The sequence below is a fragment of the Acinetobacter sp. UC24323 genome (assembly GCF_024151445.1).
GTDB classification, from domain to species: domain Bacteria; phylum Pseudomonadota; class Gammaproteobacteria; order Pseudomonadales; family Moraxellaceae; genus Acinetobacter; species Acinetobacter baumannii.
On sequence record NZ_JAHIBY010000009.1, the window covers coordinates 39,332 to 52,454 of the forward strand.

Here is a 13,123-nt window from a genome sequence, read left to right on the forward strand (position 1 = left end):
CATCATGCAATTTTTATTTAATCTGTTTGTCTTCGCATTAGCCTGACTAAATCGGGTAATGGCGTGATTGGGTTTGAATGGTAATCCAGCGTAGTTCGGTAAATTCGGCAACAGAGACTTTACTACCAAAACGTCCGTAACCACTCGATTTTGTTCCACCAAATGGCATTTGAGCTTCGTCATGTACGGTTGCGCCGTTAATATGACAAATACCCGAATCAATCTGTTTGGCGACTTCTAATGCCTGTGAAATATTCTGGCTAAACACTGCTGAAGAAAGACCGAACTCGCTGTCATTTGCCAGTGCTACACCTTCTTCAATGCTTGAAAAACGTTGAACTGTGCATACAGGTCCAAATGATTCTTCGCGGTAAAGCAGCATGTCCGGTTTAATATTGAGCACCAACGTCGGTTGCATGGTGGTGTCTTCAATATGGATGCCTAAAGGTAAGTCAGCCCCTTTGTTTTGGGCATCTTCTAACAAATGTTGAATACGGTTTGCAGCTCGGCGACTTTCTAATACGCCGAGTACATTGTCTTTTGAAGTTGGATTACCTGCCCGAATAGAGCGGGTTTTTTCAATCAGTTTTTCAATAAATTGATCGGCAATTTTATCTTGAACCAAAACACGTTCGGTCGACATACAGATTTGCCCCTGATTAAAGAACGCTCCAAAAGCGACTGCATTTACGGCTTCATTAATGTCAGCTTCATTTAAAACCACGACAGGGGCTTTACCACCGAGTTCAAGTAAAACAGGTTTTAAATATTTGGCAGCAGTCTCGGCAATAATTTTGCCGACTTTGGTTGAACCCGTAAAATTAATGCGCTTCACGGCTGGATGAGATACTAAGCGCTCCACGATTTGTGGGGCATCTTCGGCGGCATGTGTAATCACATTCACCACACCTTCACCTAGACCTGCTTCATGTAACACTTCACCAATTAAACGATGTGTTGCTGGGCAGGCTTCCGATGCTTTTAACACAACCGTGTTACCACAAGCCAAAGGCATGGCAAGTGCACGTGTTGCCAAAATCACAGGCGCATTCCAAGGTGCAATGCCAACAATGACACCGCAAGGAACCCGTACACCCATTGCAAGATTGCCCGGCACATCTGACGGAATCAGGCTTCCGTCAATTTGTGTGGTCATGGCTGCGGCTTCACGTAACATGTTGGCAGCAAGGTGAACGTTAAACCCATACCATGTCGCAGTTGAACCTGTTTCTTGCATTCCAGTTTCAATGAATTGCTCGGTTTTTTGGTCCATTAAATCGGCTGCTTTTAACAAACGTAAGCGACGTTCGGTAGGCGAGAGTTTCGACCATACTTTAAAAGCTTGCTGTGCCGAATCGATTGCACGATCAACATCTTCCAATGTTGCAGCAGCAGCTTTTGTTGCCACTGATCCATCAATTGGACTGATACGTTCAAAAGTTGCCTGATTTGATGCATCAACAGATTGACCGTGAATAAGTAACTGTACATTTTGCATGGGTTGCGTCCTTACATTGCCATTAAAGAATCAAAAGTTAACCAGTACGTTTATAACTCTGTAAACCCGGTTTAATTGATTTTTCATCTAAGAATTGTTTCAAACCTTCTTGACGGCCATTTTCGGTATCTCGGTGGATACATTGATCAAGTTTGGCATATAAGTAGTCTTCATTTTGATCCCAAGTCAGTTCACGGCAACGCTTAAAGCCATTTTTAGCGGTACGAAGAACCACAGGGTTTTTTTCGAGTAAGCAATTTGCAAGTCCAGTTACTTCTGCTTTTAATTGGGCAAGCGGTACGCTTTTATTTACAAGGCCCATGGTTTCGGCTTCTTTACCGCTAAAGGTTTTACCCGTCATGATGTAATACAAAGATGCACGATGACCTACGGTATCTGCCATTGCTTTACTTACAAGGTTGCCCGGTGGGATACCCCAGTTAATTTCAGATAAACCGAAAGTTGCTTCATCTGCTGCAATTGCTAGGTCACACGCCACTAAAGGTGAGAAACCGCCTCCAAAGCACCAGCCGTTAACCATAGCAATGGTTGGTTTTGAATACATACGAAGAAGTTGCCACTGCCAGCGACATGAGTCACGTCGAATACGCTCTTGGAAAATTTCAGGCTGAGTGTCGACTTCACGGAAATATTCCTTCAAATCCATACCCGCTGTCCAAGAGTCACCAGCACCCGTCAAAACTAAAACACGCGCATCTTGATCAAGCTCAAGAGTTTCGAGCACATCAATCATTTCGCGATTGAGTGTTGGGCTCATGGCATTTTTCTTTTCAGGGCGGTTTAGGGTGACCCATGCAATTCCTTCTTCAACTTTAACATCTACTGTTTCCCAGCGGTTTTCATAACTCATCTTCATACTCCTTGAATGATTTTTTGCTGTTCTGGGATTTAATCTAATATCAGTTAAACTTACATTCAAGTCTTTTTTGGAAAATTTCATAAATATTTTATAATTTATTGTATTTTAAACATTAATTATTTTAAAAATTAATTTTAAATAAAAATATGTTGATTTTTTAATAAGTTTAACTGATATTTTTGGTGTGTTTAAAAATAATACACAAAGGGCTAAATGGAACGACTAGTCAATAAAGGACAACACAATGGAAAAAATATCAGGACAGCCTTCAAGGGCAAAAATCACGTTGCTACTGTGCTTTGCCATAGCGATTTTTGAAGGATTTGATCTTCAATCAATGGGGGTAGCCGCTCCACGAATGCGGGCTGAGTTTATGTTAGATAATGCCCAGATGGCGTGGGCATTTAGTGCTGCAATTTTGGGAACACTCCCAGGCGCAATATTAGGTGGTCGGTTTGCCGATATTGTCGGGCGTAAGAAAATTCTGATTTTTAGTATCTTACTTTTTGGAATTATGTCTTTGCTAACCGCCTATGCGGCCAATTTTAGTCTGTTACTGCTTATTCGTTTTTGTACGGGTTTGGGAATGGGTGGGGCGCTACCCATGATGATTACGCTTGCCTCTGAAGCTGTGCCTGACCAGCACAAAGGTACTGCGGTTAGTGTGATGTATAGTGGCATTCCTTTTGGTGGCTTACTCACTTCCGTCGTTGCTATGTCGTTGGCAGGCGATGCAGAGTGGCGTCATATTTTCTATATCGGGGGGATTGCACCTATTTTACTAATCCCACTGATTATGCGCTTTTTACCTGAGTCAAATGACTACCTGCAACGCAAAGTTCAAGCACAGCAAACTACGCCATTCTTTGAGGTTTTATTTGCCAAAGAGCGTCGTATGTCAACCATTCAACTTTGGATAAGTTTTTTCTGCACATTGGTGGTACTGTATTTCTTGTTGAACTGGTTGCCATTGCTGATGGGTGCGCAGGGATTATCAAAACTACAGGCGAACTATGTACAGATGGGCTATAACGTTGGCGGAATTTTAGGTTCGGTTCTGATGGGCGTATTGCTTGATAAATTACGCATGAGCTTTGTGATTAAGCTAATTTATCTCGGCATTTTATTCTCACTATGCTGTTTAGCAATTTCTCCAACCGTTGCTTTACTTGCACTTTCGGCAGTGGGTTGTGGCTTATTCATTGTGGGTGGACAATCGGCGTTGTATGGTTTGGCGGCAATGTATTATCCAACCGAAATGCGTGGAACCGGAGTTGGCGCTGCGGTTGCAATCGGGCGTATTGGTTCTTTTGCAGGACCTTTAATGGCTGGTTTTTTACTCTCGCTTGGACAAAGCTCGACCATCGTAATTGGTTCAAGTATTCCAGTGATCTTAATTGCAGCGATCTCTGCATTACTTCTTGTCAAAAAACCTAAACAGCCTGTACATTTAGTACAAAGCTCAGGTGCTCGCTAAGTTTTAACGAAAGTATGGGGTTAGAACCTCATACTTTCACTACAGATTTTCTTATGATGATTGAAAGGTTATGGTACGTTCAAATTTAGTTCCAAAAAAAGTAGAAGATGAGCCTAAGTTAAGTTACATGATTGCTCGTGTTGACCGAATTATTAGTAAACATTTAACAGAACATTTAAAAGAGCTTGAAATTACCTTACCGCAATTTACTGCACTTTCTGTTTTAGCTTCAAAAAGTAATTTATCCAATGCCAAGCTTGCTGAGCGCTCTTTTATAAAGCCGCAATCTGCCAACAAAATTTTGCAAGATTTACTGGTGAATGGCTGGATTGAGAAAAAACCTGACCCAACACATGGCCGCCGTATTTTAATTACACTGACAGACAGTGGTATTGATAAGCTAAATAAATGTAATGAAGTGGTTTTGAAAGTTGAAGAAAAAATGCTTGAAGGCATTGATATTAACTTGGCTTATTTAATCCGTAATAACCTCGATATTATGGTCAATAATCTTAAAAATCTTTAATTGAATGTGGTTTGTAAATTAATTTATTAAAATCTACAGAAATGCTTAAGCACTGATTCACACAGAAAATTTATTTCATTTTACAAATGAACTTGCTAGCATCGAAGAGACGTTTTTGGTGATGTGTGGCAGCGAATGTCTTCAGGACAACAAGTTTTACTTAAACTAAGAAAAATGATTATTTCAGGGGAACTTGAAGGCGGTGCCAGAATTGCCGAAATTCCGACTGCCGAGTTACTTGGTGTTTCAAGGCAGCCTGTTCGTATTGCTTTTAGGTTGCTCGAGCAAGAAGGTCTCCTCATTAAAAACCCAACTCGTGGTTACACGGTTCGTGAAATTTCAGAACAACTGGTTCATGATGCGCTCGAGGTACGCGGTGTGCTGGAAGGATTAGCTGCGAAAACTATGGCAGAACAAGGCTTAAGCGAAGAGCAGAAAAAGACACTGCAACATTGTATTCAAGAAACTGAAAAACTATTTAATGAAACAGACGAGTTTGGTGATGCTGAATTAGAACGTTATCACCATTTTAATGTCATTTTTCATGACACGATTATTGAAGGCGCACAAAACGTCGCACTTATACAAGCCTTAGCAAAAAACAATCAATTGCCGATGGCTTCTGCTCAAGCCATTACCTATGACCAGAACCAAGCTTTGTCTGAATATCGCCGTTTGCACTATGCACATTTACAGCATTGTTCGATTTTTGATGCATTGGTACATCGTCAGGCAGGGCGTGCTGAAACTTTAATGCGTGAGCACAGTAGTGTAGTGATTTTAGGTGAAACGCTCAGAAATGTTCTCAGCGCTTAAGCTGAAATAAGTTCCTTTATATTTGAATAAAGGAACTTGAGTATTAAAGCTCAATCACAAGATGTTTAGTTTTTGCACGAGAACAGCAGGGTGTAAATTGGTCGTTCAAAGCATGTTCCTTATCAGTCATAAATAGATCCCGATGATCTGGAGTGCCTTCTAAAACGCGTGTAATACACGTACCACAAATGCCTTGTTCACATGAAACTGGGATATCAAAACCATTCGCAATTAATGCTTCAGTAGCAGTCTGCTCTGGTAATACTTCAATTCTGCGGCCTGTACCTTTTACTTCAATAGTAAAAGCTTCATCATTAGACGTATCTACTTTTTGGGCGACAAAATGCTCTTGATGTAACTGTTCGCTATGCCACCCAGCTTGTTCAGCCGAGCTCATGACAAACTGCATAAATCCTGTCGGACCGCATACATATAAGTGTTTATCAGGTGAAGCTTGGCCTAAAACCTCTGCCATTTTACATTCGGTGTCGGGTTGATCTTGAATATGAAAATGAACTTGGTCACCAAAGTGCTCGGTTAAGTTGCCATAGAAGGCAATCATTTCATGACTACGAACGAAGTAATGTAATTCAAAAGGAATATTGGCCGACTTAAGCCGATATGCCATCGACAAAATAGGAGTAATACCGATACCACCCGCAAATAAGACGGCCTGTTTTGTTTGAGGGTGAATTTCAAATAAATTACGCGGCTCACCAATTTTTAAACGATCGCCTTCACGATATTCATTGTGAATGCAACGTGAGCCACCGCGTGAATTGGCATCATGTAAAACACCAATGACATAGCGATGCTTTTCAGTGCAGCAGTTTGAAAGAGAATATTGACGGATGAGGCCGTTTTTTAGATGCACATCAATATGTGCACCTGCTTCAAAACTCGGCAGCTCTGTACCATTTGCTGGAACCAATTCAAACGCACGAATAGTCGGGGTGAGCTGGTGAATTTTTTGAATGATAACGTCCATGTTCATGCTCCTTTAAATAATCCGAATGTTTGGAAACTTCTGTGTGGACGTTTCAGGAGGTGTTTTATTTTCTTCGGCAAGGAGTCGGTCAATGACCTTACGGGACTGGACACCGCCTGCGTCGATATTGAGCATTAGTAATTTGCGATGTGGATTGTTTAAAATATTTTGTTGCTGTTGCTCCAGCATTTCTAAATCTTCAGTAAAGATTTTGCCTTGGCCTTCACGAATTTGATCGGTGAGTTCAGCATTATCTGGCTGGAAGTTACGTGCCATTCCCCAGAAATACCAGTGAGAGGTTTCAGTCTCTGGTGTAATAAAATCGACCACAATTGAGGAAACTTTTTTGTCTTTTGGTGCGTGATAACCACCATGTCCAGCATGTGCTACACCTACTTCAATATGTACATTGCTTGGTGCAAAGAAGTGACAACGTTGCCAACGGTCAACTGGTACATCATCTGCTAAGTGGTTACCACGAAGGGCCATTTGCCAAAATGGAGGTGCGATCACATTTTCCATATAGCGTTCGGTAATCACATGGTCGCCGTCAACTTTAGTGACAGGTAATGATTCATCAATCTCTTTTTGTCCGATGCTGCTTGAGTGAACATAGGTCTCGTGGGTTAAATCCATCAGGTTATCGACCATCAAGCGATAGTCGCACTGAATGTGAAACAAGCCTCCGCCATAGCTCCATTCCGGATGATCTGCCCATTCTAAAGTTGGGAGTTTTGCTTCATCTGCTAAAGCCTTTTCACCTGGCCATACCCAAATAAAGCCGAATTTTTCGACAACTGCATATGATTTATTGCAAGGGAAACCATTTACACGTTGAGCTGGCATTGAAACGGTCTTTCCGTCACACCCCATCACTAGTCCATGATAACCACACACGAGGTTGCCATCTTCGACATAGCCAAGTGAGAGTGGGGCACCACGATGCGGACAAAAATCTTCAACGGCTGCAACTTGGTTTTCTTTACCACGATAAAAAACGATTTTTTCACCACAGATGGTGCGACCTAATGGTTTATCTTGAATTTCTTCTGGACGGCAAGCTACATACCAAGCATTTTTAATAAACATTTGTGACGACTCCTTATCACTTATTGGATCCAATTTATAATAAATAAAAATATTGGTCAATTGATAAGCAGTATATTTTTTAAAAAATATTGATCTTTTGATTTGGTTGTTTTGTATATTTTTAATTGCTATTAAAGACTTTTGTGATTACTTTGAATTTTAGAGGCTAAATTTTTATTGATTTTAATTTGGATCCATAATGGCTGTGGTTATAGCCATTATGGCGTGTGAAAATTTAGAAATTAACCGTGTAGTGAAGCATCATGCGCTGTTCATCCAAACTTTTGCCGTGTTTGGTGTCGTAATTTATATTTAAGAAAAGAAACTTAAGATTTTTAACCCAAGCATTTAGGTCGTATTGAATCAACACGTCACTTTCTTGCTCAAAATCATTTTGGTTCATGGTCTGAAATGAATCGCCATAAATGTATTTATAGGTGATTTTTAAACCCTTGATATAGTCTTTAAAGTCATACGAGGCAACGAAATGATAAGACTTTTCATCTGCTTTGGTAAACGCGCCTAAGGTCCAGTTCACCATATGGGGGATGGGCATATTGTCGAGTTTTGGAATACCATCTTTGCCAAAGTTTTCTTGGTAGCCAATTCCAGTTGTAAAGTTTTCATGTTTAATGAAATGCATGGCCCCTACAGATGTATTGTCATATTCACCAAGCTTTGATTTGCCGACATCGTCGTGGCGAAACACACGTAATTTTGTGGTGTGCTGCCTTGTCCATTGATAATCAAAAGCAAAGTAACTTTGATTGATGAGGTCGGTTAAGTAACCATTGTAAAATTTCCAATGATATCTAGGCGTTTTCCCATCCCATTGAAAAAAGTAAAGCCCATCAGACTCATGTTTTGAGATGGCAAGTTTGTGGTAGTCCTCCTCATTTTTTGGCGAATAACGGTTAATCAAACCCAGCTCGAAATTTTGTTGCGGTGTCTTATATTTTAATTCCAAGCCTTTATAGTTCACCCGTAATTGATGTGTGTCTACTTGTGGAGTAAGTGGTGAGTCGGGAGTGATTTCACCTACATTCATGCGAAAGTTTTGATATTCAACTCCAGCACCTAAGCCATATTTAACTTGGTCTTGTGCTTGTTTCTTGATGTTAGGGTCAAAGGGTATGACCATATCATTGGTGTGTTGGTCGCTACTTAGGCGATAAGCATATTGAATGCTTGGATTGAGGTGGAGCTGTACATCATTAAGCTTGGTTGACCAGTCACCACGATAAATCAGACCTTGGCTCAAGCTATGAGTATCGGGACTAGTACCATTTTCATATTGTCTGTCAAAGTTGAATGTTTTTAGTGTGAGTGTATTTTGAAAATTAACATCTACTTCACTATGAGCTAAACAACAGGCAAGGGTTGTCCCTGAGAAGAAAATCCCATAAATAAAAATATGCTTCATTTTTAAATCCGTTTAAAAGCGTTTTACTGTTCTAAATCCGACATGGCTGGTGGCAAGGTCGAGTTCCTGTGGATGCCTCGCGGCAGCACGATAACGCGCGCAATAGTTGGTTGCACACAAATAAGATCCACCCTTAATCGTGTATTGCAAAATCTGTTCGTGACTTTGCCGATATTTCGATGGATCCCCCATATGATGATCTCGTGATCCTGTGTAGGGTGTTTGCGTCCATTCCCATACATTGCCAATCAAGTCATATAAACCAAATGGGTTTTTACTAAAACAACCCACAGGGGCAACATCCTTAAAACCATCTTCCTGAATGTTTTTATAAGGAAATTCACCTTGCCAGAAGTTGGCTACAATATGGCCTTCATGAGTAGGGCCAATATCGGAGTTTTGCTGAAAACCTTTGGCTGCATATTCCCACTCAAGTTCGGTCGGTAAGTCATGACCCAGCCAGTTTGCATAAGCGTAGGCATCATTCCATGTCACCATGCGAACAGGCTCATGAGGTGCTGGTTGTTTAGGGTCGTTTGGCCCCCATGGATGTTTCCAATTGGCGCCTTTTTCAAATTTCCACCACTGTAATTCTTCAACTGGATGATCTGGCTGTACAAACATAGCTGCGCCGCCTTGCTTCTCTGCATCGGTGACATAACCCGTTTGTTTAACAAACTCTTGAAATTGGGCAGTGGTGACTTCAGTTGCATCAATTAAAAAAGCGGAAACGGAAGTTGTCTGTAAATTTAATGGGCGTTCATCTTCATAACCTTGTGTAGTGCCTAAAACAATTTTTCCTTGCGGAAGCTTGGCCATGCCTGCTTCTTTATTGTTAGGCCATCCCGAAGGAAGGCCTGAATAAGAATTACATTTAGCTTTGCTGCCTAAGTTGGGCAAGGTGGTCTGTTCTAGTTGAGGTGTAGTTTTTTGGCATGCACAAAGTAACAGGAAAGATGAAAGCATTATGATCTGTTTCATCTGGTTTTCTCTACTTTTTGTTGTATTGCTCAAAATCCACAACACCATTTTCATCGGCATATCTTAAATATTTGTCATTTAAGACTTTGACGATCTCAGGATGTTCTGCATAAACATTATGTTGCTCATTAAAATCTGTTTTTAAATTGTAGAGCTCCCAGCCATGGCTCTTAAATTTAGAAGGTGAGTTTTCAATAAGTTTCCATTCGTCAGTTTTTGCGTAGCGGCTGCCATGCAATTCTTTAAAGTCATAATAATTAACAGGACGAATACGGGCAGTATTATCTTTAAACGCAGGAATTAGGCTAAAGCCCGACGGTTTAATTTTGGTGCTTGAAGTTGGATAAACCTGATTATTTTGAATACCCGCTAGTTCCATTACAGTTGGGAATATATCTCTGACTGTCGCAAAGTTATTGTTAATTCCACGTTGTTTGGAAATCTGCACAGGCGATTTAACAATAAATGGAACTCGTACTCCGCCTTCTGAAGCAGCTGACTTCCAGTGCGTAAATGGGGTGCTGCTCACTTCGGCCCAGCGTGGACCCATATAAACATATGAACTGGCGTTGCCTATATTTTCATAGCGATTGTCGGCATCACCCATTGGGAAATTGTGATCACCACCTTCAGCGCCGTTATCTGACATAAACACTATCAAAGTGTTGTCATATAAATGATGCTTTTTAAGATATTGAATGACATCACCCACGCGGTCGTCTAACTGGGTAACCATGCCCGCATAAACTTCCATTTTACGCGCTTCATATTTGCGCTCTTGTGGGGTGAGTTCATTCCAGCTTTTGGTGCCTAAAGCTTGGTTACCACGCTCGACTGGGTATTCTGCATTTGCAGGAATTAATCCTAATTGCTTTTGTCTAAGAAAGCGTTGTTTACGAATTGCATCGTAGCCTTGATCGTATTTACCTTTATATAAGTCTCTATAATGAGCAGGTGCTTGTAGCGGCCAGTGTGGAGCGGTATAGGCTAGGTAGGCAAAAAATGGTTTTTGCGCTTTATTTTTGTCTAAGTACTCAAACGCTTTTTGTGTAAAAAAGTCGGTCGAGTAGTAGTTGTCAGGCAAAGTGGTCTTTTGACCATTTTCTGTGTATTGGGTGTTACGCGGATAGTTTTTAGGCTGGTCTTTAAAGTGTAAATCGAAGCCATCGAGTAGAGCAAAAGATTGATCAAAACCACGGGCTTTAGGGTTTTGGTGGGAAGCATAGCCTAAGTGCCATTTACCGACCATGAAAGTGTAATAATCTTTTGTCTTTAAAATCTCTGCCAGTGTGTAAGCATTTTGCGTTAAGTGACCTGAATATCCGTCAATTTTGAGTAGTGCACGCGGGCTATCGGCTCCAACCAATTGTTCTTGTCGTTTTGAAGTTTCATACATCGCACCTAAACCGACCAAGTGGTTATCTGCACCTGTCATAAGCTGTGCACGAGTAGGTGAACACATTGATGAAGCATGAAAATTAAAAAGCATTTTTCCTTGCTTTAGCAGGCTATCAATATGAGGGGTTTTAATTTCGCCGCCATAAGCGCCAATATCTGAAAATCCAAGATCATCGGCCAAAATAATCATGATGTTAGGTGGTTGTTGATTTTTTGGAGGTGCTGCTTGCGTTGTGTAAAACAATTGGCTGGCAAAAAAAAGTCCTAATGTAAGCTGACTTACTCTTTTGAGTTTCATAACAACAATCCTTTGATGTTTTATAAATGCATCTTGCATTTCTTGGAGATAAATAAAGTATTTTTTTGGCTAAAAAATGCTCTGGAATCGATCATAATGGATTTTTTAATATGGATCCATAAAAATATTCAAGCATCCTAATTTTATGTTTTTAATAATTTTATACTTATATATTTTATGTGTTTATATACTTTTTAATAATCCATTTATAATTTTAGTTGATTTTTTGGATCCAAATATTCAGTATAGAAAAAGAGCAGGATGCTCAAAAAACAAATATACCTCTAGGTCATTATGGATACGGATGTGCATAACCACCCAATCGCTCATATCAGCAATGTCGTGTGTATGTCTTATCCAAGGGAGATACACAAATGGAAAGAGACGTTCTAAGTGAGATCAATCAAAACAACATGAGCCGTTACCAATGGTTCGTCATTTTGATCTGTATTTGTCTCAATATTATTGATGGCTTTGATGTGATGGTGATGGCATTTACCGCTCCATCTGTGTCAGCAGAATGGTCACTTTCAGGCGCACAAATTGGTTTGTTGTTAAGTGCAGGTCTTTTTGGGATGGCTGCCGGTTCCATTTTTCTTGCACCTTTAGCCGATAAAATCGGTCGCCGTTTACTCATCTTAGTTTGTCTTGTAATTGCAGGTCTGAGCATGTTGGGCTGTGCTTTTGTACAAAGTCACGGCATGTTAGCAGCACTTCGGTTTATTACTGGAATTGGGGTGGGTGGCATCCTTGCGAGTAGTAATGTACTGGCAAGTGAATATGCCAACGCTCGTTGGCGTAGTCTCGCAGTGAGCTTAATGTCTACAGGTTATGGAATTGGCGCGACACTTGGCGGAGTACTATCACTGGCATTGATTGAGCATTTAGGTTGGCGCTCAATCTTTTTAGCAGGTGGAGTTACTACCATTGCAATGCTGCTGATCAGTGCGTGGTTACTACCGGAGTCTTTAGATTACTTACTCGCGAAACGACCAAAACAGGCACTAGAACGAATTAATGCAACTGTAAATCGTATGGGGCTAAACAAATTACCAGTTATGCCACGTTATGAAAAAATCAACACGCAAAATGGTAGTGAACTGGGCAAGTTATTTGCTGGACAACTTGGATTTCAAACACTTTGTTTATGGTTTGCATTCTTTTTAGTGATGTTTGGCTTTTACTTCGTGATGAGCTGGACACCAAAAATTCTTATTTCAATGGGAATGTCGCCTGAACAAGGCGTAAGTACCGGTATTTTAATTAGTATTGGTGGTATTTTCGGGGCAGCCATTATTGGTTTACTTGCTTCACGTATGAAAATTTTCTATGCCCTAAGCTTATTTCTGGGATTAACCGCTGTCTGTGTTTTCCTATTTGTCGCCGTTTCATCTCAAGTGAGCATTGCTCTCATAGTCGGTTTATTACTTGGCACACTCATTAATGGCTGTGTGGCAGGTTTATATTCTATTTCTCCAACGATTTACGATGCTGAAATCCGTAGTCGCGGCGTGGGTTATGCAATTGGTTTTGGTCGGATTGGGGCAATCTTATCGCCAACGGTTGCAGGCATTTTCTTAGATAAAGGTATTGCACCTGCAACGCTGTATGCCTATTACGGTGTGGTGTTTATTTTGGCTATTTTCCTGATTTTGAGTTTAGGTAGCGCTTTTTACCGAAGTAAGAAAGAGCAAAACTTCTCACTTAAAACAGCACCTTAATCCATTAAAAATTAAATAGTTGAGTTAA

11 protein-coding genes are annotated in these 13,123 nt (G+C 40.6%); 4 read left to right on the forward strand and 7 right to left on the reverse strand.

What is annotated here, in order from left to right; all coding sequences use genetic code 11:
* Positions 1-46 precede the first annotated feature (46 nt).
* Positions 47-1,498, reverse strand: a complete 1,452-nt coding sequence (locus tag KNQ97_RS13220; RefSeq protein ID WP_253612338.1) for an aldehyde dehydrogenase — start codon at positions 1,496-1,498, stop codon at positions 47-49.
* A 37-nt stretch (positions 1,499-1,535) separates the two neighbouring features.
* Positions 1,536-2,375 (reverse strand): p-hydroxycinnamoyl CoA hydratase/lyase, encoded by an 840-nt coding sequence (locus tag KNQ97_RS13225; RefSeq protein WP_171255666.1) that lies wholly within the window; start codon positions 2,373-2,375, stop codon positions 1,536-1,538.
* 247 nt (positions 2,376-2,622) lie between these two features.
* Here KNQ97_RS13225 and mhpT point away from each other — a divergent pair, with 247 nt between their 5' ends.
* From mhpT to KNQ97_RS13240, 3 genes are all read left to right on the forward strand, one after another.
* Positions 2,623-3,855, forward strand: coding sequence for a 3-(3-hydroxy-phenyl)propionate transporter MhpT (mhpT, locus tag KNQ97_RS13230; protein WP_000411717.1), 1,233 nt, complete (start codon positions 2,623-2,625; stop codon positions 3,853-3,855).
* Positions 3,856-3,925: 70 nt separating this feature from the next.
* Positions 3,926-4,381: a MarR family winged helix-turn-helix transcriptional regulator gene (locus KNQ97_RS13235; RefSeq protein ID WP_017386391.1), complete on the forward strand. Its 456-nt coding sequence runs from the start codon at positions 3,926-3,928 to the stop codon at positions 4,379-4,381.
* A gap of 123 nt (positions 4,382-4,504) precedes the next feature.
* The gene (locus KNQ97_RS13240; RefSeq protein ID WP_162280053.1) at positions 4,505-5,197 is read left to right on the forward strand and encodes a GntR family transcriptional regulator; all 693 of its coding nucleotides are present in this window, start codon (positions 4,505-4,507) and stop codon (positions 5,195-5,197) included.
* Positions 5,198-5,240: 43 nt separating this feature from the next.
* On the opposite strand, the gene KNQ97_RS13245 is transcribed toward KNQ97_RS13240, so the two are convergent.
* From KNQ97_RS13245 to KNQ97_RS13265, 5 genes are all read right to left on the reverse strand, one after another.
* Positions 5,241-6,185 (reverse strand): PDR/VanB family oxidoreductase, encoded by a 945-nt coding sequence (locus tag KNQ97_RS13245; RefSeq protein WP_253612339.1) that lies wholly within the window; start codon positions 6,183-6,185, stop codon positions 5,241-5,243.
* 12 nt (positions 6,186-6,197) lie between these two features.
* On the reverse strand, positions 6,198-7,274 hold the full coding sequence (locus tag KNQ97_RS13250; RefSeq protein WP_253612340.1) for an aromatic ring-hydroxylating dioxygenase subunit alpha: 1,077 nt from the start codon (positions 7,272-7,274) through the stop codon (positions 6,198-6,200).
* A 235-nt stretch (positions 7,275-7,509) separates the two neighbouring features.
* Positions 7,510-8,697 carry an OprD family outer membrane porin gene (locus KNQ97_RS13255; protein WP_253612341.1) on the reverse strand — a complete coding sequence of 396 codons (1,188 nt, stop codon included), beginning with the start codon at positions 8,695-8,697 and terminating at the stop codon, positions 7,510-7,512.
* A 12-nt stretch (positions 8,698-8,709) separates the two neighbouring features.
* Positions 8,710-9,663 carry a formylglycine-generating enzyme family protein gene (locus tag KNQ97_RS13260; protein ID WP_253612367.1) on the reverse strand — a complete coding sequence of 318 codons (954 nt, stop codon included), beginning with the start codon at positions 9,661-9,663 and terminating at the stop codon, positions 8,710-8,712.
* 25 nt (positions 9,664-9,688) lie between these two features.
* Positions 9,689-11,374, reverse strand: coding sequence for an arylsulfatase (locus KNQ97_RS13265; RefSeq protein ID WP_253612342.1), 1,686 nt, complete (start codon positions 11,372-11,374; stop codon positions 9,689-9,691).
* Between the two features lie 374 nt (positions 11,375-11,748).
* Between KNQ97_RS13265 and KNQ97_RS13270 the strand changes: the two genes are divergently transcribed.
* The gene (locus KNQ97_RS13270; protein WP_253612343.1) at positions 11,749-13,095 is read left to right on the forward strand and encodes an MFS transporter; all 1,347 of its coding nucleotides are present in this window, start codon (positions 11,749-11,751) and stop codon (positions 13,093-13,095) included.
* The last annotated feature ends 28 nt before the right edge of the window (positions 13,096-13,123 follow it).

Bases quoted from the DNA above. Each gene is read 5' to 3' on its own strand.
- KNQ97_RS13245 (WP_253612339.1), bottom strand. From the start codon at position 6,185: ATGGACGTTATCATTCAAAAAATTCACCAGCTCACCCCGACTATTCGT.
- KNQ97_RS13235 (WP_017386391.1), top strand. From the start codon at position 3,926: ATGGTACGTTCAAATTTAGTTCCAAAAAAAGTAGAAGATGAGCCTAAG.
- KNQ97_RS13250 (WP_253612340.1), bottom strand. From the start codon at position 7,274: ATGTTTATTAAAAATGCTTGGTATGTAGCTTGCCGTCCAGAAGAAATT.
- mhpT (WP_000411717.1), top strand. From the start codon at position 2,623: ATGGAAAAAATATCAGGACAGCCTTCAAGGGCAAAAATCACGTTGCTA.
- KNQ97_RS13270 (WP_253612343.1), top strand. From the start codon at position 11,749: ATGGAAAGAGACGTTCTAAGTGAGATCAATCAAAACAACATGAGCCGT.
- KNQ97_RS13225 (WP_171255666.1), bottom strand. From the start codon at position 2,375: ATGAAGATGAGTTATGAAAACCGCTGGGAAACAGTAGATGTTAAAGTT.
- KNQ97_RS13220 (WP_253612338.1), bottom strand. From the start codon at position 1,498: ATGCAAAATGTACAGTTACTTATTCACGGTCAATCTGTTGATGCATCA.
- KNQ97_RS13255 (WP_253612341.1), bottom strand. From the start codon at position 8,697: ATGAAGCATATTTTTATTTATGGGATTTTCTTCTCAGGGACAACCCTT.
- KNQ97_RS13260 (WP_253612367.1), bottom strand. From the start codon at position 9,663: ATGCTTTCATCTTTCCTGTTACTTTGTGCATGCCAAAAAACTACACCT.
- KNQ97_RS13265 (WP_253612342.1), bottom strand. From the start codon at position 11,374: ATGAAACTCAAAAGAGTAAGTCAGCTTACATTAGGACTTTTTTTTGCC.